Source organism: Legionella lansingensis, from assembly GCF_900187355.1.
GTDB classification, from domain to species: Bacteria; Pseudomonadota; Gammaproteobacteria; order Legionellales; family Legionellaceae; genus Tatlockia; species Tatlockia lansingensis.
Genome location: NZ_LT906451.1, coordinates 173,387 through 199,613, shown reverse-complemented (window position 1 = coordinate 199,613; position 26,227 = coordinate 173,387). Strand labels below are relative to the sequence as shown.

Sequence of the window (26,227 nt, the reverse complement as noted above, 5' to 3'; positions counted from 1 at the left end):
TGCTTAAAGATCGTCGTTTCATCTGTCAATTAGTGAACTAATTTCAGTACCTTATTAACAAAAACGGGCCCTGGATCGTTTTTATCGGTTTGATAATTGGGATCTCGTTCCAGCCAAAGATGAGTGTTCTTGAAATTTAAATATTCATTATGACCAATAACATATGTTATTTCTGGATATTTCTTTTTTAAATAGCAGACTAAAAATGCATTTGCTTTTACTTGTTCTTCGGTTAAGTCGTCCTGACTATCTACTCCCCCTATATTTTCAATGCCAATTGCATAATGATTTAGACCTATAACATGCCTTGCCATCCAAGTCTCAGGCATGAGCTGATAGATGCTTCCATCACGATCAACAACAAAATGACTTGATACATTTAGGTTCCCAGGCAATTCCTTTGTGCGCGGAGAGCTTCGTGGAAAAGTAGGAGGATCAAATACACGAAAAGTTGCCTCGAGAGTTGGTATACATGTCCAATGCAACACAATCATTCTCGGTTCAATTTCAATTGATTTGGAGTCAATCCCATAATGGGTTAATTGATATTGCCGTGTTAAAGCAATACGCTCTTCATTAAATTGAATGGGTGCTTTATGAATTATCTGAGGATCATGACAAGAAAAAGCATGCACCAGAGAACTTATAAAGAATAAAAAGGATATTAAAATTTTCATGTTATCTTTTTAGCACCATGAAATAGGCCGTCACATAATTCGGTAAATGGCGGTTTGCTTGATAAAAAGCCTCCCTACCCGCATAACTTCCTGTTAAATAATCAACCTGATACAAGTTATTTTCGAATGCACCACCAGTATCAGCGAAAATACCGGCGCGTGTCACCATTTTTCCTGTCTCATCGAGATATTGTACCACCAGTAGTTTTCCCAAACCGAACTGCTCAAGATCAGCTGCAAAAGTGACTTCGCTATTGACTTGTTATATTTTGGTAATGAGTAACTCTATCTGTAGCTCTGATCACCTCATTACAAAAAATTAATCCATAAAACTCCTGATTAAAGTACATTTATGAAAAAACTGTCGACTCAAAAACATTAAAAATAATTGTAATAAACTATCTGCCTGCTCACCAACAAGAAAATTTTTACCGTCGCAAATATTTCTCAGTTTCTTTACTGACACCCCTAGTGCCAAAGCGAGTTTATTGATATCCATCTCACTATGCTTTGTTAAAACATCAATTATAATTTTCTGTTTGTCACCTTGACCACAAAACTCAACTCTGACAACTGACTCAGGAAACTCTAAGGCACATCCCATGTGTTGCTCCTACAAATAAATTGATAATAATTTATTAAAAATATTAGGTTGACAATTGATCTACAATGCCGACCTGCCATTGTTTGTCTACGCTAGACATAGCGCCGTGAATAAGTCGCGGGACGTAGTCTAAGATGAAATGGCAAGAGCCCCTGATATTTTTATTCTAAAATTTATTAGCCAATTTTAGCCAAATAACTTTATCCTTGTACCCGTAAAAAATACTCGGACAAGTTATTGTATATTTGAATGACGTAAGATCTGAATTGTTTGCTGTTTAGTTAAGCTTCTATTTAAGGATGCTTGTAATTTGTTCTTTATATCAATAATGTAACCTTCTATCGTTCTATGAGATAAACTCATTTCTCTAGCAATATGCTTGGATGTGTAACCCTTCGCAAACAATCGAGCACAATCTGCCTGTTTTTTAGTTAAATACAAGTTATCTGATTCATTTAGTAAAAAGTATCGATTCACTTGCGTTTGTTCGAGAAATGTTTCTCTTGTTTTCTTAGAGGCGACAATATTATTTATTCGTTCCTGATTTATTTTTTGTTGGCTAGGTAAATAAATGCGATTATTTGATGCTTCCCGTATTAGTGGCCTTGCTTTATCATTAAAATAATGGATAAAGCGTTGAAGCAGATCAATATTCCCAATATAGAAATTATTTATTGCGTATTCTTCTTTGCTTGCGGCAAAAATATATAAATAGGTAACATCATTTCTTTTTATAATAAAGCTAATTCCATTATCAATGTTAAAAAAATCTCGTCCTTGAAGATACACTGGATCCTCGCAATCCAATTCTGACCAAAGAAAATAACCTTTTGGCAACAAGTGCTCAATGTCTACTGCCCCAACTGAATTAAATAATGAATTTTTATAAAAATGATCAATCCACTCAGGATTATTTGTTAATAACTCTCGAGAACAATCATCGTTGTATATTTTTAAGTAGTTAAAATAGGTAATACCTATGGAGTTAAGAATAGGATTAAACAATTCTTTTATGTTATTACTGCTGGATAAAGCATAGTGTTTTTCTAAATTTATTTATACCGCCCATAAGCTACTCTAACTCTTTTAAATCAACACAGGTACTTTATTTGTTATATCAATTTGTTTCATCGGTTGAATTAAATTATTAAGTAATAAACCAGGGTCGCTATTTACTATAGGGATTGCAGTTTGTTTTATGTGCATAAATCCACTGCTTTGACAATGCTCTATAAACCTGAATAACTCGTCGAAGTAGTTATCAACATTAAGAAACCCTATTCTTTTATCTATTTCTCCTATCTTAATAGCATTCCATGTTTCAATGGCCTCCTCTAAAGTACCTAAACCTCCAGGCATTACTATAAAGACATCTGCCAGCCCTTGGAGCATCTTTTTTCTTTCTTGCATTGATTCAACCACATGCAGCTTATCTAGAATTTCTAATGGTTTCTCTTGATCTAAAAGATGAGTAGTTATAATGCCAATTGCTTTACCACCCAATTTTTTCACAGTAGTTGCTAAAAGCCCCATCATTCCTAAACTTGAACCACCATAAACCAATATAAGCCCCATATCAACGATTTCATGAGCAAGTTTTATAGTGGCCTGTTCAAATGCTTTATTATTGCCAGAGCTTGCACCTAAATATACACAGACTGCTTTCATAAGAAATTCTCGTTATCAGTTTTTTGCATAGTACAAAAAAATAAATATGCACAATAGGGGTAAAAAATACGGTAATCTTGTAACTTCTTGTAAACATCTTGTTTGAATAAATTCAAGTTCCTGCTGTTACTACAGGCAGGGATACAGGAGAAAACATTAAGCACTGGCAATTCTTTGATTCGTTGAAGGTTTTCTTATCTTTTTAGCACCATGAAATAGGCCGTCACATAATTCGGTAAATGGCGGTTTGCTTGATAAAAAGCCTCCCTACCCGCATAACTTCCTGTTAAATAATCAACCTGATACAAGTTATTTTCGAATGCACCACCAGTATCAGCGAAAATACCGGCGCGTGTCACCATTTTTCCTGTCTCATCGAGATATTGCACCATCAGTAGTTTTCCCAAACCGAATTGCGCAAGATCAGCTGCAAAAGTGACTTCGCTATTGACTGTAATTTTATGCTCAGCATCTTTGCCATAACCTTTGATGCCATCTACGGACTTAAAATACCAGTATCGCTCTTGTTTATACGGGTTTTGGGCTTTATCGTAGGGAATATTGTTGCAGCGGTGGACGTTAAAGATTTTTTCCGGGCTATCATGAGAGCCAAAATCAGCGACAATAGTGCCTTGCATCAAAGCAGCTTCTAAGTCATCTCGATTTAAATAAGCCAGAACGGGGACCTTTTTATTTGTCAACGCTCCTTTTAATATCGCCTGTTTCCCATATTGAAATCGAATAAGTTCAGGTTTAGCGTCCGCTTCCTCAACTGTCAGGGATTCTTCGTCCCTTGGAAGCGCATAAAGCGCTAAGGGATAGGCTGGGGTGGGTTTGCTTGATGCCTTGGCACGATGGACATAATACTTAGTCATTAAAATTTTATCTTTTGGCAAGTTGGCGACTAACGGTTTATTTAATCTCAGCGGCTTGGTTTGTTCGATGTCCGGATACCAACGAACGAAATCAAAATGGTTTTTAATAAAAGCGGGATCCTGTAGTTCATTTTGATGTTTGCAAATAAATACTAAGGTTGCTTTGACACGTGCAAGTGACACCTTGAAGACTTTGCCTTCGTGAATAACACGCGGATCATAGTGGCTTCCTTTGTTTAAATAGGCCAAGGTTTCTTTGGCTGTTGCACATAAGGCAGGTCCATTAATCCTATAACGAGCGGCAGGTAATGGCTCTGCAGGGACAAAACGAGGAGCAGCAATAGCCTGGCTGCTAATGATTAAAGCAAAAAAGAAAATTTTAATTTTCATTGTTAACAACATTCTAAAACTGTTAATGAATAATTCTTTATTTTGAGTGGTAATTCCAAAATTTGGGTAACGCAAAACAACAGACGCCTACCCCTATCATACATAAAATACCGCCAGATATTAACGCAATTGGGATACCAAAGCCTGCTGCCACAAGGCCCGCTCTGGTATCACCCAATTTGGGACCACTTAAGTAACTGATCATTTCAATCCCAGCCAAACGCCCCCTTAATTCTTGAGGTATAGTATGATTCCATAAGCTGACTCTAAAAATACCGCTAACAGCATCAAATGCACCCGCAAGCGCAAGAAAAAGAAAAGACAACCATAATGACCCTGCTAAACCAAACCCAATAATGGCAGCCCCCCACAAAGCAGCAGCAACAGCGATTGCTCTTCCATCATGAGTAATTTTTGCAGTCCAACCGCTAACGAAAGAAATAATTAATGAGCCAACCGCTGGGGCAGCATAGAGTAATCCTAGAGTTTTAGCCCCTCCAAACTGCTGGGCAATGGCAGGCAAAAGAGCGTTTGGCATAGCAAAAATCATGGCGAAGAAGTCGACAAAATAACTTCCAATTAATTCTTGTCGACTAAAAGCAAAACGGATACCCTGTTTCAACGATGATAAAATGGAGGGATGTTCGTTGATTAGAGGCTTGGGTATTGAGTGCATTAAGCTTAGATTGACCAATGAAATGATAAAAGTCAGCAAATCAATGATATAAGTTATTACAATACCATATTGAGCAATGATTAGTCCTGCAATCGCTGGCCCAACAATCATACAAAAACTAAACTTGAAACTGCTAAGAGCCCCTACTTTTTTATAATCCTCTGGCTTAACAATTTGTTGTATGATGCTGTCAAAAGCAGGTCGATGCAATCCGGTAATCGCTGACATTATTGAAGCGATAATAAATATCAGGATTACGTCAGGATGAGCAAGATTGGAGTTGAATGCCAGGAAAAAGCAACCAATAGCAAGTAATAATTCACTGATAATAAGTAATCCACGCCGATTATATCGATCGGCAAAAACACCACCTAGCAATGCAGTAATAAGTAGAGGCAGCAATTGCACCAGGCTGAGTAGCCCAACCATCAGAGTAGATTCAGTTAAATGATAAATTTGATAAGGCAGAGCCACACCAGTAATCATTGTGCCTATAAATGAAATAAATTGACCTAAGTAGAGTAAGGAAAAGTCACGGTTTTTTTTAAGAATAGATAAATCGAGTAAATGGCTCATGTTAGGGATCTGCAAATCAGACGTTTATCGTTAATCACATATTAGGGGCTGTTGACAAATGTCAACAGCCCCCTATTTAATGGAGCGGGTGATGGGAATCGAACCCACGCCATCAGCTTGGGAAGCTGAGATTCTACCATTGAACTACACCCGCAAAAATAAGCTAACACTTGGAGGTAAAATTTAATTACCAGGCGAACGTATAATGCGTTGCTTTAGAGCTCCAGCCATCAGTTATGTGTACTTCTAGCTTTTTTTCAGATATCAAATTAAATTCAATTACTGAGCCCCAATAAGGGTTATAAAAACTAAAATTTTGCTTTGGCCGCTCGCCTGAATAATCTAGCTTACAGTTAATTGATCGCGGCTCAGGTGCACCAAGTCCATCGCCATAACCTAAATCCAATTGAGTGGATCCCTCTGAATGACCCGCAGAAAACAGCTCATTTAGCCCATTGCAATTAATTCTTACAAGCTGAGAGTGTTGATTCTTGAGTTTTAAACAGCTTCTGTGTGTTATTGTACAGGGTTTCGCAAAACTAACTCCTGTCATGAGTGCCACACCAAGGAAAATATAAAATCTAAACATTGCTAATACGAATTTGAGTTTGAGGTTTTTTATCATTTTTACTAATCTACTGTCAATAAAGAAAAATAAATAATCAACTTGGTTATTTAATGTTGACTTAAGGTGAGAATGATATTCTGCAAGTCTGTAGCAATTAGAGAAAATATTTAACTCCTTGGTTAAAAATCAAATATTTTATCCGTTGCTACAGACTCCCAATTCCGGTTTTCGGAATATCTTTATACCATGCTCCTTAAAGGCCGCAATACTCTTGGTCAGTGAACAGCTAGATGTGCCTTTCCATTCTTGGCAAATGCCCTTAATATAGCCATAAAACGTGGGGTACCACAAAAACAGTATTTGATAAATTCAGAGATGAATGAGGTATAAATGAATCCATCTAATTGTGTGGTAATGAAAGAATTTAATTTATTAGGTGAAGACGAACGAGGTATTACCCAAGAATTTTCCTTACCAAGAAAACAAAAAGATTTTATTTTTATTACTCGCAAGAAAGGAAGCATTTCAGGAAATAGCTATCACACAGGGAAAAGTATCGTTACCAATCCTAAAACGTTTATCCTTTTATCTGGACAAATAGAGTTCTCATACAGAACTAAATCAGCAGCTGATAAAACGCTCCAGATAATTAATGCCCCCATGATAATAGAAGTACAACCCCATACCGTTCATGCTGTGAAAGCATTAACTGATATTATTCTTATCGAATGCAATTCTATTGCCGAAATTAGAGACGATATAATCAAGGAAGCTGTTTAATCTAATTAAAGTAACAACGCCCATGGTATATTGCACACAAAATTAATGCATTATGCGATGTAATAATGACTAAAAAACAATACAATATTGTCAAATTAACTGCACTGGGTGGCACGTTAGAATTTTACGATTTTACTATCTATGCTTTATTCGCCCCATTTCTAAGCCATCATTTTTTTGCCAATACAAACCCAATGGTTGGGTTAATTAATACGTTCGCCGTGTTTGCTTTAGGATATCTGGCGCGCCCACTGGGTGGAATCTTTTTTGGTCATTTGGGTGATCGATATGGTCGCAAATCAGCTTTTTCACTAGCCGTTTTTATGATGGCTGTGGCTACCTTATTGATGGGATGTTTGCCGAGTTCTCAATCAATGGGAATTGTTCCATCCCTTATATTGATCGGACTGAGACTCGTTCAAGGATTTTCCGTTGGCGGAGAAATTCCTGGGGCGGTTGTCTTTATCTTGGAACATATTCCAAAAACAAGACACGGATTTTCCATAGGCCTTGTGTTTATGTGTATTACACTCGGTAATACACTAGGGGCGGGGGTGGGTTTATTGTTAACGACTATTCTCAATCAACAACAAATGATGGCGTGGGGTTGGCGAATTCCTTTTATTCTTGGCTTTCTTTTAGGGATTATTAGTTATGTAATACGTCGAAAAGCCATGGAAACACCCGTATTCATTGCTATGAAACAAGAGGAAAAAATATATCATGTTCCTATTTTACAATTACTAAAATCATCACGAAAAAAACTACTGACTGGCTTCTTACTTACTGCAGTACCAGCGTCCATAATTTCTTTATTTCTTTATTTGCCCACCTATCTAACCAGTATCGCTAAGATGGAGATTTCCTATGCGTATTGGATAAACTTCATCAGTTTTTTAAGTTTTGCTCTTATGACTTCCTTGTTTGGGCGAGTATCTGATTATGTTTCTCGCAAAAAATTGTTGACTGTTGGGGCCTTAGGTTTACTACTCCTCAGTTATTTTTTATTTTATCAATTAACTGTTTGTGGTGAATGGTTTATTTGGGTATTCGTGCTTGGTTTTTCTGTTTTAGGCGGGATGATTAATGGCAGTTATGCAGTACTGCTTGCTCAATCGTTCTCAGGACCCATACGTTATTCGGGTGTTGGCTTCAGTTACAGTCTTGGGATTGCTCTATTTGGTGGAGTAGCTCCCTTAGTATTTACTTGGTTCATTCATTTTTTTAATTTGATAGAAGCCCCTGCTTTTTATTTATTAGGATGCGCTGCAATAACCTTAACTGCTGTTGGTTGTTATAAATTGGGATCCTCTCTTGACCCTAACGTTGCGTGATAGAAGACACTTCAATATTTTGGAGACTACTAGCCAATTTGATCAGAATGCTGCGATTATCATGCTTCCATTAGTCTTTGTTTTTTGAACTATACTAGTGACTGGAATAATGCAAAATATTAAACAATAAAAATTTCAGGGATGATTCAATTAAATGGATAACAATTGGCATAAAAACGCCTTAAGCTACTTAAGTAACTTTCGATTGAGTAGAGCTACACTTAATATCATTTTTATTGTCGCACTTTCTTTGCTATTAATTATCAACATCATATCTTATAATCAAGTAAAAAATTTAATCAAAGCCAGTAATTGGGTTTCTCATACTTATGAAGTCATCCAAACTATAGATAATTGTCTTTATAATGTGGTGGATATCGAATCTCGTCAACGTGGCTATCTTATTCGAGGTTCAGATCCCCAACTTCTAGTTGATGCGGATCTTATCAAATCAACATTGAAATTGAATTTAGACAAACTTGTTCAATTAACAGAGAATAATCCAGAACAAAATAAACGAATTCACCATTTTATCGATTTGATCGAACAGAGACTAAATTTGTTAAATCAAGTCATGCAATTAAAAACAAATGGCAAACTGGGCACTCAAGAAGGCTATGACTTGCTCAATCAAAGCCGGGATCTGTCCAATCAGGTTAAAAGTCTTGGACAAGAAATCAAATCCGTCGAGCTTGTGTTGCTATCAGAAAGAAATACCAATGCGGTTCAATGGGCTGATACAAGTAGTTTCATTTTAATTATTGGGGGTACTGTCAGCATCTTGTTTTTAACGGCTGCTTTTATTCTGGCAAATATTGAATTATCGACTCGCAGAAAAACTGAATTTCAGAATCAGAGTACACAAGTCCAATTGCGGAGAATTATAGAAAGTGCCAGTGATATGATCGCAGCTTTTGATAAAGAGCATCGATTTATCACTTTCAATGAGGCTTATCAACGTGAATTTAAACATCTTTTTGAAAAATCGATAACCATTAATATGTCCATGGAAGAGGCTCTTGCTGATATTCCTGAAAGTAAAAAAGAATTGGTTCAAGCTTGGAAAAACTCTTTGCAAGGTGATGAAGAAACAAAAAATATCGAATTTAATACAGACCAGGAAAAAAATATTTATGAAATAACCTCCAGACTCATTCAAAATGGTGATAATGAAATTAGAGGAGTAGTGCAGAGCGTTCGTAATATTACCAAACGTGTTCAGGAACATATTGAGCTACAAGAGTCATATGAAAAGCTTGCTAATGGCATGAAGGAACTGCAAGAGAAAAATGAACAAATTACCTTACTGGTTGAAATGAGTGACATCATGCTGGCTTGTAGTTCCCAAAAAGAACTAAGTGAGGTCATGTCCAAGTATTCACAACGGCTGCTTCAATTTTCCAGTGGCTATTTGTTTATCATGCATCCTTCCAAAAATTATTTAGAAAAAGCAACAAGTTGGGGAGAGCCTCGCAAGCAAGAAATAACATTCACCCCCGAGCAATGTTGGGCTATTCGGCTTGGTCGAATTCATTATGTAGGTTCATCTCGTCTTGAGTTGATATGTAGCCATATAACACCCCTCGAACAACAAAAGTTATCTTTTCTTTGTGTGCCCTTAATGGCTCAGAATGATATTTATGGTTTGTTATACTTTGAAATTAATCAAAAGCAATCACCATTGTCTGATGAGAATCAACGACTGCTGATAACAGCATTTGCAGAGCTTACAGCATTGGCACTGGCTAATGTCCGTTTAAGAGAGAATTTGCGATATCAATCCATCCGTGACCCACTCACAGGATTATATAATCGCCGTTATCTGGAAGATTTTCTATTTAAACAATTGCACCAGGCAGAACGTACAAAAGCTTCATTTGCGATTCTAATGTTAGATTTGGATCATTTTAAAAAAATCAACGATTCTTTTGGTCATGACGCCGGAGATGTTGTATTAAAAGAGATTGGTGAAATTTTAAGTGGCGATGTTCGCCTTGGTGATATTGCAGCTCGATACGGTGGAGAAGAATTTGTTCTATTACTCTATGATGTTGATGCTGAAGTTGCTAAGCAGCGGGCTGAAAATTTCCGATCTACCATTTCCAAATTACAGGTTAAATACGGGGCCCAGCCAGTTGGTCAGATAACCGCGTCAATTGGGATATCGGTATATCCTGACGATGCCAAAACACCTGCTGAACTTGTTGACGCCGCTGATAAGGCTTTATACGAAGCGAAAAACAAGGGTAGAAATAAGATAGTCTTATTCTCAGAAATAACATATTGATATTAATCGCCGTTAGTTCCCGGATTACGCCATCATAGGTGGCTAATCCGGGCTACGCTTTTTGGCTTTAACTTTTTACTTTACCGGCACAATTGGTGCGATCTTGCCAGCCGGTGCCAATTCTTTTAGTGACTTTGTGCCTGGCTTTGCTGCTCTCATTCGATTTGCATCTCTGCAGCGCTTGGTTCGGCATTGCATTTTGCATACCCCGTTGTAGCAGCCATAACAACCCCAGTCAGCCCAACAGCATGCCCAATTACCCCCTTCATTTCCCGTCCACGTTCCCCCGGCCAACTCACATACACCTTTCAAATCGTCACCACCTCCTTGTTGCCGCGCACATAAGTTGAATGACAATCCAAACAATACCACAAACAGAAAAAGACTCCATTTTTTATACATAAATAATTCCCTTTGCTAAATTGAGAATCTTATTATGAAATGAAATAGAGAAAGAATATAGGGGGCAAGATCGGCTTTGTTGCAAAAAAATCACTTGAATAAGATAGCAAAGCATAGTCTGATCGTAATCTGAGCGCTTTCTGAAAAGAAATTACACCATAAGGACATGACATGAAAAAGCTAATCGCAATCGGAATGTTGTTAGGAAACTCCATTTTTGCTGCCCCCAATAATGACAACAACTTTCTTGCTACACTAACCGACTTAGCGGGCGCACCCGGTTTCGAAAACGCCGTAAGAAACGTGGTGAAGTCACAATGGCAACACTCCTTGAGCCAAGCCACTACAGATGGTATTGGAAATTTAATTGGTCAATTCAAATCCGATCAAAAAGGACCTAGAGTGTTGCTGATGGCCCATATGGACGAAGTGGGCTATATGGTAGAATTCATTACGTCAGATGGTTTTTTAAAAGTGATTCCTTTGGGAGGAATCCCAACTGCCGTGATTTACGCGCAACGTTGGATCATTTCAACCCCCAAAGGACCTGTGCTGGCCTATTCAGGAATGGACTCCACTCACCTTCTCGATGAAACCAAAAAATCGCTAACCCCTATTAACAATGCCATTTTTCTGGATATCGGAGCAGAAAATCAAGAAGAGGCGGAAAAAAAGGGTATACGTCCAGGGTTGCAAGTCACACCCGCCAGCCAATTTAGTCAATTAAGTGAACATCGCTTTTTAGCAAAAGCCTTGGATGATCGCTTGGGATTAGCTCTCATTAGTGATGTTTTAAAAACCATTAAAAATCAAAAACTCCCCAATCAACTTTATGTCGCTGCCACGGTTCAAGAAGAAGTTGGATTGCGAGGAGCCGGGACTGTTTTTAATAGTACCCATCCCGATATCACCATCAACATTGAAGTGGGCATTGCTGACGATTATCCAGCCTTAATTGCCGAACGTAAAGGTCGTATTACTTTAGGTAAAGGACCAAGCGTATTTATCTATGACCGATCGATGATACCTAACCAAGCTTTATTGGATTGGATTTTGACCCTCGCCGAAAAAAATAACCTGAAGGTGCAACTGGAAGTCGAAACCGGTTATGGTCAAGACGGTTCCAAAGTTCAAGGGTCAGGTCCTGGGGTACCAACCATCAATATTGGTATTCCTATTCGTTACGCCCATCAACAGGCTGGTGTTTTTGATAAACGCGATTATGAACAAGCCGTTAAATTGGTGAGTTTAATCATTAACAACTTGAATCAACAGGCAGTGGATCAAATTAAAATGGGTTAGAGGGTGATATCGCTTTTTTATCTTGGAGTGAAATGATTTGCTCTTCGATAAAATCAATACGGCTAACTAAATTTTGATTGCGGCTTATATCTGGGATATCTCTTAACTCATCAAGAATCTTAAGCGCGTGGGCATTTTTTTCTTCTGGTGTTGCGCTGTCTTCGATGCGTTTTATTTCATTAATCAATTCCCGCACCCTTGACACGGGGGAATCGAAGAAATGACTGACAAAAGCTTCTCTTTTATGCTTATTCACATAATTTTCCAGAATCAACCGGGTAGCCTGCAGGGGATTGGTTGCTTTAGAAATTAGAATATCTTGGTCGGTAAGATATTTTGCGATTTCTCCTTGGTTCGCTTTTTTGGCTGCCCGTATGGCAATTTTCAACTCGGTAGGCTGGTTGGGGATATCAAGCCCAAAGAGTTGTTTGATGATGTTCAATTGGCCAGCCTTAACCGCGAGATGCAAGACTTTGTTGGCAACCAGGGAATTGGGTTGTTGTGACGAATTCAGAAGCGTTTCTACCTGACTCCATTTTTTGTTGCGAGCAGCCTCGGTTAACTTATCATGGTAAGCCAGTTGTGCCATCTCAGAGGCCTTCGGCAACTTTCTAAAATAAATCTCGGAAGGCGGTATACCTGGCTCTCTGAGCTCAGAGTCCACCTCAGTTCCCTTTTCCTTATGTTCTTCTTCTAATACTAATATTCGATCATCTCGAGGGGTAACTAGTTTTCCAGTAACCTTTTCTTGAATAAAATTCAGATAACGCTCAAACTCCTTGTCCTTGTAATCACGCAAATCTTTAAAGCCTTTCAGGACTTCGACAAATTCACCCATTATGGCCATTAAGGCCTGTCTGTCTTCCGCTTTTTCGAGCTGTTCAAACTGCTTAACCGCGTGGACGAGGCGTTCAAAATCAGGAACCACACCGTAGAGATGTTGATTGAAACGGACATAGTGTTCAATTACTGACCTAACGCCTTGTAATGGATCCTTGTTTGAAGAAAATCGTTTCTGCAAAACCAAATACTTGCCCATTTCTGACGTTTTAGGAACAGATTCTAAGGCTAAATTTAATGCTTTTTGAGTAGGTTGGTTGGTGGTGTTAAGGAACAATTTCTTAATATAATCCAGCTCTCCATTTTCAACCCAACGGTAAAACAGCGCATTAGCGTTTTCTTTATCTGGGATCGCAAGCGAATTGCTATCATCCATAAGAATAAGCTGTTCGATAATATCAAACTTCTTTTCTTCTAAAGCGAGTATTAATACAGCATTCGCAACTTCTTGACTTGGTTTTTGTTGTTCTAATAGTGAGGCAACACTACTCCAATCCCTCAAATATGCTGAGCATTTTAAAGCACGATCAAAGTCATTTTGGGAATTAACTTTAAATATGGGTTTAGCCTCTACATGGGTTTCTAACGGAAAATCTCCTGCCTTAGCAGCTTTAAGCAAGTTAGTTATTTCTGTTTTTTTCGCATGCTTCGCGGATGCTAGCGCTTCCTCAAAAGCCTTGAGGGAAGGCAAGGTTTTAAAACTAAAAATTTGTTCGACTATTGTTAATTGATCATCCTTCACAGCCTGCCTTAAGAGCTCATCGACGATAGAAACAGCAGTTGGCTCATTAATTTGCAGAAGAAATTCGACAATATCCCACTCTTTTCGTTCAAATGCCTGTTTTATAGCGAAGTCATGAGCTTGCTGAGATGGACTAGGCATTCGCTTAAAATATACTGTAAACGCATCATACCATTTTCCTGCAATAGCATAATCTGCAAATTCCTCGTCAACTTTCTCTTGATCTAAGGGTTTAGACCATGCGGATTCTTCTAGGAACCATGCTAATTCTTCCTTAGCGTATGCTGACAGGGCTCCATTTAAAACTCTCTCTTGACCTAGGGGATCAATTAAACTTCTCAGTACTTTGCTTTGTTGATTTTTAGCAAGTTTTACTAAGGCCTCATCTATCACTGAATCACTAGGACGATATCCTTTTAACGTTAAGGAGCATAATACCTGGATAGCCTCCCAGTATTGAGAAGCTGCCATCTGATTCCCTTTTTTCGCTTCAGCTATCCCTGAATCTGTTAACTCCCTTAATAATTTGTCAAGACTTGTAGCTGGTAGATCAACGGCCTTTACTTCGTCATAAGAATCCGCAACCAGTTTAATTTGCCTAAGACGTAATGCACATAACGTTTTTAAGCTGGGCTCATACTTACTTACTTGCTCCCTCGATTGTGCTTTTGATCCTGCTTGGATTGCCTCTTTCAAGGCTTTATCACTCGTTTTTAAATCTAGCGCTTTCAGGTACTCTGGTATTTTACAGAGGTAGGCCACAGTTTGTGGCAGACCTTTCCTGGCAGCATTAATCAATCGATTCTGTACTGCTTCAGCAGGAGATAAAGGACGTACGCTTGTTGGTTCTTGATGACTCCCCAGGGCTCGAATTTTCTTAGCTAGCTCAGTTTGTTTATTTTTATCCAACGTGGATAAGATTTCCTCAAGAACTGGGTCGCTTGCTTTTGGAGGTGTCTTTAAGGAAAAAATAGACTCCACAATTTTCCAATATTTGCCGGCTTTTTCAATATCACCCTTGGTGTGGGCCGATAAGCCTGCTTTTGTAGCCTGTTGTAATGCTTCATCGATGCTTTTACTGTCAAGCCCCTGGTGTTGATCCTGTGTCCCAAACATATTAGCTACCGTACGGTGTAGCCCTGTTTTTGCTGCATAAATTAATCGTTCTTTTGGATCGTTGAATTTAGCCATAGAAAAAATCTGAAGGATAGGAATTTAAAAAGTAGTTTAGCATAAAATAAACTTTATGCTTTTTTATTGCGCATAACTTGAGGGTTAATCATGTCTCTTTTTACAAGAGATCAATCTGATCTTTTAAATGATCCAAACCATATGAAGAATTCGGAGTTTCAATCCCTATCATCATTCTATCTAAGCACCTCTATTTATCTTAGCCTTTAATGGTTCAAGATCCCCATCAGTTGGTTCTTCTGAATCAAAGCACAATTAATGAGCATAATTTACAATTTTTACTTAATATTTTCTTAATAAAAAATGATTACTATATGCACAAACATAATCTGTAGGAGAAACTACAATGCAGCAAAAACATGAAACAAGTAATAATTCAGGCAAGAAAAAACCATCTTTTATGCTAACGCCGTATGATTTGACCAATTTGACCTTTAAAACGATGGTTATTTCTTTTGTTGTTTCTGCGACAACCCAGCCCTTTCAAATAGTGTTAACTCGGTTGCAGCAACAATCCAGTGCACCTTCATCAAACAAAGGACTTTTGGGCTTATATCGTGGTTTTCTATCTTATGCAATTGCTGGTCAAAAACGGGGGGCCGTGGCTGTAACCTCTAAGCAAACTAATCGAGAATCACCAGAAGATGAAATAAGAACTATACAGCAACGTTGGCTTGGAACCTTCCTTTTCTCGCAGGCAGATCTCGGACTAAGTAGCGCTTTGAGTAATAAAGCAAAGTTGCAAGGTGGCGCAATTATTACCAAAACAAACTTTAAATGGTCTCTAGAGAATTTTTGGAAATTAACGAAGGTTAATTGGGGTTCTCGTTCTATCGCAGGCTTTATTAATTTCTCTGCTATCGGTTTTATGGGAGATTACATTAGTTCTTTCTATAAATTTAATAACGATTTTTATAATAAGTTAGCAGGTGGTGCTACTTCCGGTGTGGTTGCAACCATTTTCACGACTATTCCTAATTCTTATGCTGACAAAAAGGTCTTAGCATCCAGAGTGGTAGATGGCCGTTTATTGACAGTAACCCCTTATACTATGTTCCAGAATACGAAATCTCACGTAAAAACTGTAGGGCTTAAAGAAGCTACTATGGCCTTTTTCAAGCTTAGTTTCTTAAAAGAAGTGCTCATTAGAAGCCCTCAAGCGGCTATAACTTTTGGCCTTATTTTTAGTTTGGATCATATAATGGGACCTGAGCCGTTGCAAAAAGTTTGGCCTGGAAAAAGCCCTAAGTAAGGCTTTTAAATGTACATTAATAATGAAATAGACCAGGATGTTATTTTAAACACGGATGTTTTCATTAATGTTTAATCAATTTTTCTCATCATTTATTTTTTAATATCTTCTTCATGATTCTTATGTCATTAGAGTTGCATTCCCAATTGCATTTCGTTTAAAATTCCTGCATAAACATTTAACAGGATTATCAAACATTAATCGGAGGGAGTTATGCTATCATTTTTTAGGAGAAGTGCATTTAGTTTTTTAGGTCGAGCTGCCAAAACAAGTGTAATAGATAGCGCTCGAGTAACAACGGTAACGGGGTTAGTGTGGGGTAGCTATTATTTGTATGACAAAGTATCTAGACATCGCTTTTTTAACCCTGGCAAACCTGACTTGTTTAAAATCACTAATGAGCCAGATTTGACTACCTATTGCATTTCTGAAAGCAATTTGCAAATCAAAACATAAGTGAATACGGGTAATAACGTGTTTATTCAGGTTTGTACATAACTGAATAAACACTTGATATTTATTTTTTCTCAGCCCATCTGACAATCCTCAGTCAATCGCAATACATGCGGTCATAAATTCTTTCAATCTATCACTCAGTTTTCCATGTCTTTGAAATGACATAAATCTCGCTTTATCACATGCGATCCTCAACCGATATTGACCCAATGCCTCATAAATTATCCATAATAGGTGTGCTATCTCAAAAGCATTTAATAAATGTTTTTTAGACTCAAAATTCATATAATTTTTAAAACAGGCATCCATAAGCTGCAGATACATATTATCTTCCGCTGTCAGTGCATGGTGAAGTTTTACCTGTCGCAAACAGCCTATCAATGAAAAAAACGGATGTGAAATTACTACCTCACCTAAATCAATGATCGTTATATCTTGCGATTTATCTGCTATGAGGATGTTATTGTCATGAAAATCACATTGAACAATGGTTTGCTTGAGAGAATAGCCGGATAATTTTTTACATAGCTCGGAAACCTTTGGAAGCAGCGTCTCTAATTCACTAATTTCTACGTCTGATAGCCCGTCCGCTATTAATATGTCTTTTTGTGAAAGCAATTGCTTGTATAAGGCTGGTAATTTATCCAATCGCCAGTCGGGAACACCAATATTAAGAAAAATATTGACATGATCTGCGACAGCCAACTGTATCGATGTAAATTGATCGATAGCCTTACAAAGCAAGGTTGCATCGAATTGCTTTTTCAGAATTTCTCTCAATGGCCTGCCTGCATCTTTCATTAAAAAACAATTTAATTCAGCATTGTGTGCGATAACTTTTGGAACAGAAGCATGAAATTGATCATGCAAAACCCGGGTAATGATAGCCTCCAATGCAAGCAGATCTGGCGTGTGTTTCAAATAAATGTAACCTTCAGATGTTGCAAAGCGGACCACATAAGACCAAGGTGTGTTTTGCACATTTTCTGGCAGGTTGCTTTTGAGTGTATATCCATGAGATGAAAGGTATTTGCCACCCCATCGAATAATTTCTTTATTCAGATTGTCATTTCCTGTCATAGGTTCATCTAGCGTAGATACTGTCTTTAAAAGCAAGCAACATTTTCATTAAAAGGTTGCTTGCTTTTAAAGACAGTATCTACCTTGCTAAGTTTCGTGGAGGAACATTGAAAAAATCAACACCCCTCTCATTATTTTAAAATTTTCATGGAGCTAAGAAAAATTTTCCTTAACTTCCATATTTTAGTGCTCGTAACTGGAGTCGGTGTCTCCGCTATCGTTCATTTCTGTTCCAGTAGTGGTATTAGGATTTGTATTAGTGGTTCCTGTTGAGGTACTTAGATTATTTGTGGAGCCATCACCTACTCCATCGTTAATTGTGGTGGTATTACCCGTATTAGTACCCGTGCCAGAACCAGGAGTTCCAGTGTCGGAGCTTGTTCCCGCCCCAGAAGAGGTGCTGGAAGAGGTTCCGGAGCTTGAGCCACTACTACTAGCATAAGCTGAGCCCAAACTAATTAGACCTGTTGCAAGTAAAATGGGAAGAAATTTTTTCATAGTGCCACTCCTTGGTTAATAGATTTTTCAATGTTAAATATAGTCAAATTTGGAACCTTCAAGAGCAAATACTTTCTTATTGATTACTGTGATTGATTTTCCTAATTATTCTCAGCTAGCGTAGCCTATTGCTTGCAAACAGGATTTTTCTTCTCTATCCGAAGGATTTCTCCCGTTTGCAAGCAAACGCGGCAAATCCTGATTTAAGTGAAGATAAACTGGATGGAGATACTTTAGAGAAAAGGGTGTTCGAACATGCCTACTTGTTGACCCCAAACTCAGTTTAAATATGACATCCTTCAATAGCGATCATATTTCAGGTAATGCTTATTACGTAATTCCCAGCGACCGTCCGCATCGACTGCTCATTACTTATCTAGAGCTAGATAATGTTGAAGCAAGCCGTAGGCTGGGCTGTGAAGCCCAGCAGGATCTCTATTCTCCAAGCGGGATTTAATGATTGCTGGGCTTCACAGCCCAGCCTACGCTTGCTTGATGAGAGTAAGGCCATCAGCGCCACACATTCGCGCGCGTCGCGCTTAAATGATTAATAGTTTGAACTTAGATCTGGACAATTCCACTTGCCAAAAAAACAGCATAAATAAATAATGAACTCATTGCTTCTAGAAATGTATCGACAATAAGTTTATTTAAAAGGAACTCACAGAATGGAGTCAGTCAGGACCGAAAATCAACTATTTCAAAGCTCTAAAGCTTCTCTGGCTCTGGTCATTGTTTTAGTGGGTGTTGGTTCAGGATTTTTAGGGATGTGCCTCGCACTATTACTACATTATCTTCAACATATTGCTTATGGTTACAGCCCCCTCCACATTATAAGTAATGAAACCTTTCTAGAAGGAGTCAGAGCTTCATCCCCGGAAAGAAGAATCACTATCCTCTTTTTATGTGGATTAATTGCAGGTATCGGTTGGTGGGCTCTCTATAGCTTCGGTAAGCCTCTGGTCAGTATTGCCTTGGCAATAAAATCTGGTAAACCTATGCCGCCACTCAGTACCTTCATTCATGCCTTTTTGCAAATCATAACCATTGCACTAGGTTCCCCTCTTGGTCGAGAGGTAGCTCCCCGCGAAGTAAGCTCAGTCTATGCTTCTTGGTTATCAGCCAAAGCAGGATTAAGTCCTGAAGAAAGCAAAATCATGTTGGCCTGTGGCGCTGGAGCTGGGTTGGCCGCAGTTTATAATGTGCCTTTAGGTGGTGCTGTTTTTGTTTTGGAAGTATTACTTTGCACTTACAATTGGACTATTTTACTTTTTGCATTATCCTCCTCAGCCATAGCAGTTTTAGTATCCTGGTGGGGTTTGGGAAATGAATCCATCTATCAAATACCTGATATTTCATTGAATGCATCTTTAATTATCTGCTCCATTATTGCAAGTCCCGTACTAGGTTTTTTTGCCTTTTGGTTTATTCAAATCGCCACAGTACAACGCAGCAAAGCAATTCATAGCTGGCACATGATCTTTTCCTGCTTGCTTAATTTCCTAATCCTTGGGTTATTTTCAGTCTATTTTCCTTCCCTATTAGGAAATGGCAAGAGCCCTGCAGAAATGGAATTTGATCAATCCGTAGGAATTGGATTAAGTATTTTACTATTTTTATTAAGGAGTATATTCGTTTGGACAAGCTTGCGTGTTGGAGCTCAAGGAGGATTGTTAACTCCTTCTCTCGCTAATGGTGCTTTACTAGGGGCTATACTTGGAGGAATTTGGAATTTGTGTTTACCTTCTGTGCCCATACATGCCTTTGCTATTATTGGCGCAACGGCATTTCTTGCCGCAGCACAAAAAATGCCGTTAACAGCCATTATTCTTATCTTTGAGTTCACGAGGATGAATTTCGTCTTTCTTATCCCTATTATGCTTGCTGTTTCTGGTTCAGTAGCTATGTGTCAATTAACCAAAAACTATTACATTAAATACAAAGTATGATACTTGTACAAGATTGAATTATTTAACCATTTTTTGCAATTTCACCAGCAAGTAAATCCTAATTCGCCTCTAACTGCCAGCATGTCTTGATGAGAGTAAGGCTAGTCATTAACTTCCATAAACTCAGGTAATATGATATCTAGCCAAGAGTCACCTCTAAAATTATAGATATAACCTACATGACCGCCATGATGGGTGATATGTAGTTTTAATAATGGATTGATATTTTTAAGTTCATTAAAACCACTAATTGGAATTACTGGATCGTCCTCTGCTGTTAATATAGTCATGGGTACACATACCGCTTTAAGCTTTTCGGGCGAAAAATGATATTCAGCGAAATAAGCATCAATGTCTTTAAATTCAAAATATTTTATTAATAATTTTTCTGTCATTTGCCAAGATTTTTTTTGCAATAAAATGGTATTAAAATCGTATAGCCTGGGAAAACAGCGTTGTTTTTCTATCAAGTTTTTTTTCCATCTGGCAATAAAATAACGCCGATATATGCTGGAATTATCAATGGCTCTCGTCACTTGCTCTGGATTAACGGAGGGACAAATAGCAATGATCTGCTTTAAATTGGATATTTTCTGTGATTCAAAGCTGTCTCTCCAACCTATTCTTAAAGCAAAACTTCCACCCATAGAAAAGCCAATTAAGGTAGTAGGTAATCCCGAATAATTGGCTGTAATTTGTTTTATTGCTTGAAAAACTTCTTCTAGCCGAGCACCATGAAATATACCTTTATTTAGTCCAATGGTGGAGCCATGATCCCGCAGGTTGAGACGAAAGATTTCATAGCCTTGTTGATAGAGCTGTTCGCCTCTGCCCAACATATACGTGGATTGAGCACAACCGAGCCAGCCATGAAGAAGAATAATCAGGCCTTTTGCCGTCTGGTTAGGTTGCGGTGAAAATAGCCCTGTCAAATATACCGTTTCATCTGTTTTAACTGTTAAAGTTATAGCAATTTCATTCTGAACCATATTTCCGATAATAGGTTTTTTTTTGGAACTCAATATCGTTTGAATGTGTCTATTTTTGATATAAAACTGAGGCTTGAAGTTTAAAAGTGACATAACTGTTCACAATTATTTACATTGTTAGTTATGAATTATAACAAATCCGCTTATTAATTGACCAATCAAATTTGGAATCAGGGTTATTACTACTCTGGAACATGTCTTTCAGATTGATTTAATGATAGAGAGCTTTTTATTCCAAGTTTAAAGTAGGTTCTTTTATAAAATTTGCTAAGCTAAATAGTGAGAAGCGTGCTTCACATCTGCCTAACATCGAAGAGTAATTAATGAATAGTAACGAACTAAAATCGTTTCTAATGGCCTATGAATATCGCTCTTATTCCCTGGCAGCCAAGCGATTATTTATTAGCCAATCAGCAATTAGGAAACGAATTAATAACTTGGAAAGGGATATTGGCGCTAAATTGTTTGAAACAAGAAGTAACATGCTCTTTCCCACCAAAGAGGGTGTATTACTTGTTCCTTACGCCAGGCAGTTAATAAATACTTTGAATAATGCAGTCGCTGATTTAAAAGATCCTGATTTTTCCAAAATAGAAATCACACTTGGGACTACTTTGTATCCCTCATTAAACTTTGTACCGTTTTTTATGGAGTTTTTAATAAAAAGTGGAGTGAGTTACCCAAAATTTCATATAAGACAAATCGCCAAACAAGAGTTGTACACTCTTCTTCTTAATGGTTTCATTGACCTGGCCCTAACCACAGAAGATATGGATATCGATAGTGCTATTCAATGTTCAGTCCTTGATCGAGAAGAGATTGTCATTGTTACTTCTCTCACACATCTTTTAGCTAAGAAAAAAGAAATTGATCTACAAGAGCTTGCAAAATATTCATGCGTTCTTACTCCTCCTGGTTTTTCAATCCGCGATAGATTAGAAGGCATGTTTCTTGATTTAGGATTACCGCTTTTAATAGAACATGAATTATATTCTTTCGAAGCATTAAAAAAGCTTGCACGGTTGGGGATAGGCTGGAGCGCATTGCCTAAACAATATTATAGCTCAGATTTAATCAGATTAAATGTAAGTGATTTCTCAGAAACAATAAACCTGGCATGGTATTGTCACAAAGACAGATTTGATTCCAAAATTATTCAATATACAGCCTCACTGTTTGAGCAATCGATCGCTTCAAAGCATACTACTCAAACTCCTTGCGCGGGACCAGCTCGAAGCAACTTATAGTTATGTACATAAATTAAAGTTGGGGTGTCTACAAAAAACTTTAGGGGTAATTTATTTCCCGGTTGCCACTAATGTGTCAACCGGGCTTGCTATGTTTTGTCTGTACAAAGATAAATAGATTTTGGTCAGAATTTTTTAATATGGGTAATAAAATTAAGGGGATATGCGAAAATACTTCTTATGGTATTTTAAAGCAATTGGCCGCAGATAATTTGGATATGGATACACTTGATTTGATAAGTAATCGGTTGAATGCATATATACCAACCGAGTAGAGCAAAATACATCTCTGGATCTGCTAATAGCATAGGACTCAAAAATAGCTTTTAAGAACACAAATAAAGATGTTTTGTTAGATACTCTATTGTTTATTAAGAGGTATTTGGTCAGACCCCTATATGTGGCTTAAGAACAATTTTGCGACAGAACCAATTATGCGCCTTCTTTGGGAACAGCTGCTTTTTTAGGTTTAGGTGATGATTTTTTCACAGTTTTTTTTGAGCTTGTTTCTTTTGCAACTGACACATGAGCAGCTTTTGAGGTTTTTTTGGGAGTTGGTGTTTTTACGGTTTTTTTCGCAAGTTTTTCACTTTGAACGTTCTTGTTGTTTTTTGCATGTAGGATTAAATTTGCTTTTTCTTTTAATGTACGTCTTATGGCTTTGAACTCTTCTGTACGAATTTTAGCAAGTTCCTTTTGATGTGCAGCACTAATTAATACGTTTCTCTCAATTTTTTCAGATAATAATGCGTATTTTTTCAGTAAGCGTCGTGCATTTTTAGCTAGCTCTGTGGAATCAATCTTAGCTGGAAATTCTTGAATTTCAGCAACAATTTTTTTAATTTTTGTTAATTCCATTGGAGTGCCTTGTCCCATGATGACCTCACTTTTGATAGCAGTAAAAAAAGTATAGCCCATGGCTGGGGTTCTTCCAAAGGCCTCCTAAGTGACTCCAACGAAGATTAAGAAATACGCTTAATTCTATCGTTTAATGTAGCATGTCTTAGTTAGCTATAAAGATATATTTAAATTTATTATATCAAAACCTTATCAAATTCTTTTTTCTATTTCAATGTTAATACTTCTTTTCAGCAAGCGAGGCCTTTGAATTAAACAATTTGAGATACATTTTAAAGAAAGCAGCCCACTTGTGGTGCCGCAATGGTACTAAGATTTGATTAAAATACATCATATTTATCTCTATGGAATTTTATTAATAAATGCGGGATAAAGCGCTAAGGGTTTGGTATCAGGCCATCTTGCTTCGACAGCTACGAGCATATTCTTCGACATTTCTTTTAGATGAGGTAGCAGACCGTTCTTAGTTGCCACATCAACAAAAGATTGAAGACGAGATAAAAACCTTGGTCTCACTGTATTATCTTCTGATTTCCACAATGAACCATCAGGTACAGGGCCTGATGGTCCTATCCTATCTTGAAGTAGAATACCTTCTAGAAAAGGTAAGGTTTGTTGTAACACCCAAAAACCACACGCTTTGGTATAGGCGATGTTATAAGCCAAATCATCAGAAGCAGCGGGAATAGTGCGTTTTAATTCTTCCCTATAAATAATCTCCAGGGATTCAATAACATCAATAGGGATTGCTTTAGCACACCAACAGGTAGGCATACTCATTCGTAAATAAGTGCCATCTAACAACGCATTTCGAACAGAGTTCCACTCAAAATCAATCAATTGTAGATCTTGACCATAATGATCAAAAACATTATCAGGACAAATATCACCGTGGGTCAAAACAGTAAATGGATTTGGCCTTAGCATTGTTGTAATGATATCTATTGCTTCATCAATTAACGCCTGCGTAACAGGTAAATTTAATTGCTTATTTGCTAACTCAAGTTTTGGCAATAAGTCCTTTAAAATAAAATCAAGTTCCTCTTGCTCTGTTTCTGCATTTACATGAATTCTGCGTAAGATCTTTTCATAATGTTCTGTATGACTATACGTACTTGCATGAAAACTGCCTAACGCTTTCATAAATCGACTTAATGCAGCAATGGCTTTCTTTTGATTGGGAATAGTTAAAGAATCAACAAGGCTAATGTGCTGTTGTCCTAAATCTTCCATAAGAAGAAAACGATATTGTTTACTTGCACCATAAAATTTAGGAACATTATGAGCAGGTTGAGGAATACTACTCAGAAATTCAAGGCCTGCCCAATCACGAGCAAAACGAGCATAAGCCTCTTGATCATCTTCATCGGATTGCTCTGGCAGGGATTGTTTTAAAATAATACTTTCTGGAACTCCACTTTTCGTACTTTCGAGTGGTATTCTTAAAACAATATTTCTTCGATCAGGTTCGCTTAAAAAATGAATTGAATCAATATTTAGTTCTGCTGCAAAACGTGCTTGCAGTAAATTTTTAACCTCTCGTAAAACTTCAGGGTTAATCAGTTGTTTAACCATAACTAAATAATTGGGATCTTCACTAAATGAAGTGTTCATAAACCCAGATTTTTCATAACATCTTATCGCGGTAATATTAAGCATCTCAGGATCAACTACAACAGCAGAAAAATTAGTAAGAAAATCCTCGATAAATTGATTGATTATCCTAATGCCAAAACCTTGCCCACGCATGTTTTCTTCGGCTATAAATAAATCAATCCCAACTAAATCAGCTTGCTTATATTGTTTAAATAGTAAGTTATGCTGCCCATGAATCCCTTCAGGGAAACCATGTTCAAACTGATAATATTGAATAAAGCCAATAGGAGTCTCGTCCTTATAAATAATAAAGCTCGGTACATTTTCCTTACCTAAAATTCTTGGCTCATATTTTTCTTTAATTGCTTCTAATGACCAATACTTTCCTCTCGCATACCATTGGTTAATAATCGGTTCTTGAAACCACTGATAGATAAGAGTTAAGTCATTTTGGTTTAGCGTTTTAAATTTAAACATATTTATTTGAATCTATATCACGGGCTAATTTATTTTAACATTACCTACAAAGAACCAGGCTCTTTCAAAGATTTTTTCCTTTCAGAAGCAAGTCTGCGCTCAACTTTTTTCACATCCTCTGCAGCAAAATCTTTCGCTTTTAAAATAATAGTTGGAGCGAAGTCAGCTAGCGGGCGATTTATCAGGCACTTGCCCATTGTTTTTTCATAGCTTGAGTCGATTTTCCAAAAAGTGCTCGATCACCTTTACTTCGAGTAACAGCAAAGCTAGTGTAGCCTGTTTGCTTGCAAACAGGATTTTCTTCTTCATTCGAAGGATTGTCCCGTTTGCAAGCAAACGGGCTACTTTGCTGGCCCCTACCCCAATTAAAGGGGCACTTTAATCAAGTTAAGGATTATGTTAGTGCTGGAATGGTGCCGATTGGAGAAATCAATAAAAAATTAATATAAAAATCAATATGTTATGGTGGAGGCGGCGGGAATCGAACCCGCGTCCGCAAATCCTCTGCCGTCAGATCTACATGCTTAGCCTTGTCTTTTTAGTTAACCGTGGCCTCTCCGACAGGCAGGATGGGACACGGCGATTCCCTTGATTTAACATCTTGGTGCGGGACGAACCAAGATGCGAGCTTATCTCTTATGACCGTTGATTCGATACCGATAAGCGAGCTCGGTCAACGGGGCGCTGGTTTTATGGCAGCGCACTATCGGTAGTTGACTATCAAAGCTTACGCAGCGACAGCTTCACCACCAGCAAAGTTTTCATCGTTTGCATTTATATTTAGTGAGACTGATTTACGAGAGTACTCTTTCTCGGCATGCACATCAGGTTTCGCAACCCACGTCGAAGCCAGGTCGCCCCCTTCTTGTACAACTTTTATTATACCACAATTTAACTATAGCAAATATGAGTC

The 26,227-nt window shown here is 37.7% G+C and carries 20 protein-coding genes, 1 tRNA gene, 1 other RNA gene and 1 pseudogene; 8 read left to right on the top strand and 15 right to left on the bottom strand.

From position 1 onward, the window contains the following. Nucleotides 1–29: 29 nt before the first annotated feature. The 8 genes and pseudogenes from CKV79_RS00905 to CKV79_RS00870 form a co-directional block, all read right to left on the bottom strand. Nucleotides 30–677 carry an N-acetylmuramoyl-L-alanine amidase gene (locus CKV79_RS00905; protein WP_028372289.1) on the bottom strand — a complete coding sequence of 216 codons (648 nt, stop codon included), beginning with the start codon at nucleotides 675–677 and terminating at the stop codon, nucleotides 30–32. A 1-nt stretch (nucleotide 678) separates the two neighbouring features. Beyond that, nucleotides 679–936, bottom strand: a pseudogene (locus tag CKV79_RS00900) (hypothetical protein); the annotation flags it as partial. A 60-nt stretch (nucleotides 937–996) separates the two neighbouring features. Then, entirely contained in the window at nucleotides 997–1,281 is a 285-nt protein-coding gene (locus CKV79_RS00895; protein ID WP_028374249.1) for a hypothetical protein, read from the bottom strand. 234 nt (nucleotides 1,282–1,515) lie between these two features. Further along, nucleotides 1,516–2,286 carry a helix-turn-helix transcriptional regulator gene (locus tag CKV79_RS00890; RefSeq protein ID WP_028374250.1) on the bottom strand — a complete coding sequence of 257 codons (771 nt, stop codon included), beginning with the start codon at nucleotides 2,284–2,286 and terminating at the stop codon, nucleotides 1,516–1,518. Nucleotides 2,287–2,367: 81 nt separating this feature from the next. Continuing rightward, on the bottom strand, nucleotides 2,368–2,949 hold the full coding sequence (locus tag CKV79_RS00885; protein WP_028374251.1) for an LOG family protein: 582 nt from the start codon (nucleotides 2,947–2,949) through the stop codon (nucleotides 2,368–2,370). Between the two features lie 194 nt (nucleotides 2,950–3,143). Beyond that, nucleotides 3,144–4,214: a hypothetical protein gene (locus CKV79_RS00880; protein ID WP_028372290.1), complete on the bottom strand. Its 1,071-nt coding sequence runs from the start codon at nucleotides 4,212–4,214 to the stop codon at nucleotides 3,144–3,146. Nucleotides 4,215–4,251: 37 nt separating this feature from the next. Beyond that, entirely contained in the window at nucleotides 4,252–5,466 is a 1,215-nt protein-coding gene (locus CKV79_RS00875; protein WP_028372291.1) for an MFS transporter, read from the bottom strand. A gap of 80 nt (nucleotides 5,467–5,546) precedes the next feature. Beyond that, nucleotides 5,547–5,620 (bottom strand) — tRNA-Gly (locus CKV79_RS00870). Between the two features lie 804 nt (nucleotides 5,621–6,424). On the opposite strand from CKV79_RS00870, the gene CKV79_RS00860 reads away from it, so the two are divergent. The 4 genes from CKV79_RS00860 to CKV79_RS00840 all read left to right on the top strand — a co-directional run bounded on the left by CKV79_RS00860 (nucleotide 6,425) and on the right by CKV79_RS00840 (nucleotide 12,139). Next, nucleotides 6,425–6,814, top strand: a complete 390-nt coding sequence (locus tag CKV79_RS00860; protein ID WP_028372293.1) for a hypothetical protein — start codon at nucleotides 6,425–6,427, stop codon at nucleotides 6,812–6,814. Nucleotides 6,815–6,879: 65 nt separating this feature from the next. Then, entirely contained in the window at nucleotides 6,880–8,148 is a 1,269-nt protein-coding gene (locus tag CKV79_RS00855) for an MFS transporter (RefSeq protein WP_051546050.1), read from the top strand. A 154-nt stretch (nucleotides 8,149–8,302) separates the two neighbouring features. Beyond that, entirely contained in the window at nucleotides 8,303–10,435 is a 2,133-nt protein-coding gene (locus tag CKV79_RS00850; protein ID WP_028372294.1) for a sensor domain-containing diguanylate cyclase, read from the top strand. Nucleotides 10,436–11,032: 597 nt separating this feature from the next. Continuing rightward, nucleotides 11,033–12,139, top strand: coding sequence for a M42 family metallopeptidase (locus tag CKV79_RS00840; RefSeq protein ID WP_051546067.1), 1,107 nt, complete (start codon nucleotides 11,033–11,035; stop codon nucleotides 12,137–12,139). On the opposite strand, the gene CKV79_RS00835 is transcribed toward CKV79_RS00840, so the two are convergent. Further along, nucleotides 12,126–14,912 (bottom strand): ankyrin repeat domain-containing protein, encoded by a 2,787-nt coding sequence (locus tag CKV79_RS00835; protein WP_028372296.1) that lies wholly within the window; start codon nucleotides 14,910–14,912, stop codon nucleotides 12,126–12,128. The two genes, CKV79_RS00840 and CKV79_RS00835, sit on opposite strands and share 14 nt — an antisense overlap. Before the next feature lie 346 nt (nucleotides 14,913–15,258). On the opposite strand from CKV79_RS00835, the gene CKV79_RS00830 reads away from it, so the two are divergent. Then, nucleotides 15,259–16,164, top strand: a complete 906-nt coding sequence (locus CKV79_RS00830) for a hypothetical protein (RefSeq protein ID WP_051546052.1) — start codon at nucleotides 15,259–15,261, stop codon at nucleotides 16,162–16,164. A 213-nt stretch (nucleotides 16,165–16,377) separates the two neighbouring features. Continuing rightward, the gene (locus CKV79_RS00825; RefSeq protein ID WP_035914856.1) at nucleotides 16,378–16,620 is read left to right on the top strand and encodes a hypothetical protein; all 243 of its coding nucleotides are present in this window, start codon (nucleotides 16,378–16,380) and stop codon (nucleotides 16,618–16,620) included. A gap of 90 nt (nucleotides 16,621–16,710) precedes the next feature. On the opposite strand, the gene CKV79_RS00820 is transcribed toward CKV79_RS00825, so the two are convergent. Together CKV79_RS00820 and CKV79_RS00815 are read right to left on the bottom strand one after the other, a co-directional pair. Beyond that, nucleotides 16,711–17,700 (bottom strand): aminoglycoside phosphotransferase family protein, encoded by a 990-nt coding sequence (locus CKV79_RS00820; RefSeq protein WP_035914859.1) that lies wholly within the window; start codon nucleotides 17,698–17,700, stop codon nucleotides 16,711–16,713. A 183-nt stretch (nucleotides 17,701–17,883) separates the two neighbouring features. Continuing rightward, the gene (locus CKV79_RS00815; protein ID WP_028372297.1) at nucleotides 17,884–18,198 is read right to left on the bottom strand and encodes a hypothetical protein; all 315 of its coding nucleotides are present in this window, start codon (nucleotides 18,196–18,198) and stop codon (nucleotides 17,884–17,886) included. A gap of 668 nt (nucleotides 18,199–18,866) precedes the next feature. Between CKV79_RS00815 and CKV79_RS00810 the strand changes: the two genes are divergently transcribed. Further along, nucleotides 18,867–20,147 carry a chloride channel protein gene (locus CKV79_RS00810; RefSeq protein ID WP_028372298.1) on the top strand — a complete coding sequence of 427 codons (1,281 nt, stop codon included), beginning with the start codon at nucleotides 18,867–18,869 and terminating at the stop codon, nucleotides 20,145–20,147. Nucleotides 20,148–20,248: 101 nt separating this feature from the next. Here CKV79_RS00810 and CKV79_RS00805 read toward each other — a convergent pair whose 3' ends face one another. Further along, nucleotides 20,249–21,229, bottom strand: coding sequence for a YheT family hydrolase (locus CKV79_RS00805; protein WP_028372299.1), 981 nt, complete (start codon nucleotides 21,227–21,229; stop codon nucleotides 20,249–20,251). A 230-nt stretch (nucleotides 21,230–21,459) separates the two neighbouring features. On the opposite strand from CKV79_RS00805, the gene CKV79_RS00800 reads away from it, so the two are divergent. Next, a complete protein-coding gene (locus CKV79_RS00800; protein ID WP_051546053.1) occupies nucleotides 21,460–22,383 on the top strand; it encodes a LysR family transcriptional regulator in 924 nt (307 codons plus the stop codon). A gap of 432 nt (nucleotides 22,384–22,815) precedes the next feature. Here CKV79_RS00800 and CKV79_RS00790 read toward each other — a convergent pair whose 3' ends face one another. The 3 genes from CKV79_RS00790 to ssrA form a co-directional block, all read right to left on the bottom strand. Further along, the gene (locus tag CKV79_RS00790; RefSeq protein ID WP_035914861.1) at nucleotides 22,816–23,301 is read right to left on the bottom strand and encodes a hypothetical protein; all 486 of its coding nucleotides are present in this window, start codon (nucleotides 23,299–23,301) and stop codon (nucleotides 22,816–22,818) included. 282 nt (nucleotides 23,302–23,583) lie between these two features. Beyond that, nucleotides 23,584–25,314, bottom strand: a complete 1,731-nt coding sequence (locus tag CKV79_RS00785; protein ID WP_065236363.1) for a GNAT family N-acetyltransferase — start codon at nucleotides 25,312–25,314, stop codon at nucleotides 23,584–23,586. Between the two features lie 463 nt (nucleotides 25,315–25,777). Beyond that, nucleotides 25,778–26,176: a transfer-messenger RNA gene (gene ssrA, locus CKV79_RS00775) on the bottom strand. Between the last annotated feature and the right edge of the window lie 51 nt (nucleotides 26,177–26,227).

Coding starts and splice junctions, on each gene's coding strand:
- CKV79_RS00835 (WP_028372296.1), bottom strand. CDS start 14,912: ATGGCTAAATTCAACGATCCAAAAGAACGATTAATTTATGCAGCAAAA.
- CKV79_RS00880 (WP_028372290.1), bottom strand. CDS start 4,214: ATGAAAATTAAAATTTTCTTTTTTGCTTTAATCATTAGCAGCCAGGCT.
- CKV79_RS00790 (WP_035914861.1), bottom strand. CDS start 23,301: ATGGGCTATACTTTTTTTACTGCTATCAAAAGTGAGGTCATCATGGGA.
- CKV79_RS00820 (WP_035914859.1), bottom strand. CDS start 17,700: ATGACAGGAAATGACAATCTGAATAAAGAAATTATTCGATGGGGTGGC.
- CKV79_RS00825 (WP_035914856.1), top strand. CDS start 16,378: ATGCTATCATTTTTTAGGAGAAGTGCATTTAGTTTTTTAGGTCGAGCT.
- CKV79_RS00800 (WP_051546053.1), top strand. CDS start 21,460: ATGAATAGTAACGAACTAAAATCGTTTCTAATGGCCTATGAATATCGC.
- CKV79_RS00830 (WP_051546052.1), top strand. CDS start 15,259: ATGCAGCAAAAACATGAAACAAGTAATAATTCAGGCAAGAAAAAACCA.
- CKV79_RS00875 (WP_028372291.1), bottom strand. CDS start 5,466: ATGAGCCATTTACTCGATTTATCTATTCTTAAAAAAAACCGTGACTTT.
- CKV79_RS00785 (WP_065236363.1), bottom strand. CDS start 25,314: ATGTTTAAATTTAAAACGCTAAACCAAAATGACTTAACTCTTATCTAT.
- CKV79_RS00895 (WP_028374249.1), bottom strand. CDS start 1,281: ATGGGATGTGCCTTAGAGTTTCCTGAGTCAGTTGTCAGAGTTGAGTTT.
- CKV79_RS00905 (WP_028372289.1), bottom strand. CDS start 677: ATGAAAATTTTAATATCCTTTTTATTCTTTATAAGTTCTCTGGTGCAT.
- CKV79_RS00885 (WP_028374251.1), bottom strand. CDS start 2,949: ATGAAAGCAGTCTGTGTATATTTAGGTGCAAGCTCTGGCAATAATAAA.
- CKV79_RS00815 (WP_028372297.1), bottom strand. CDS start 18,198: ATGAAAAAATTTCTTCCCATTTTACTTGCAACAGGTCTAATTAGTTTG.
- CKV79_RS00855 (WP_051546050.1), top strand. CDS start 6,880: ATGACTAAAAAACAATACAATATTGTCAAATTAACTGCACTGGGTGGC.
- CKV79_RS00850 (WP_028372294.1), top strand. CDS start 8,303: ATGGATAACAATTGGCATAAAAACGCCTTAAGCTACTTAAGTAACTTT.
- CKV79_RS00805 (WP_028372299.1), bottom strand. CDS start 21,229: ATGTCACTTTTAAACTTCAAGCCTCAGTTTTATATCAAAAATAGACAC.
- CKV79_RS00840 (WP_051546067.1), top strand. CDS start 11,033: ATGTTGTTAGGAAACTCCATTTTTGCTGCCCCCAATAATGACAACAAC.
- CKV79_RS00860 (WP_028372293.1), top strand. CDS start 6,425: ATGAATCCATCTAATTGTGTGGTAATGAAAGAATTTAATTTATTAGGT.
- CKV79_RS00810 (WP_028372298.1), top strand. CDS start 18,867: ATGGAGTCAGTCAGGACCGAAAATCAACTATTTCAAAGCTCTAAAGCT.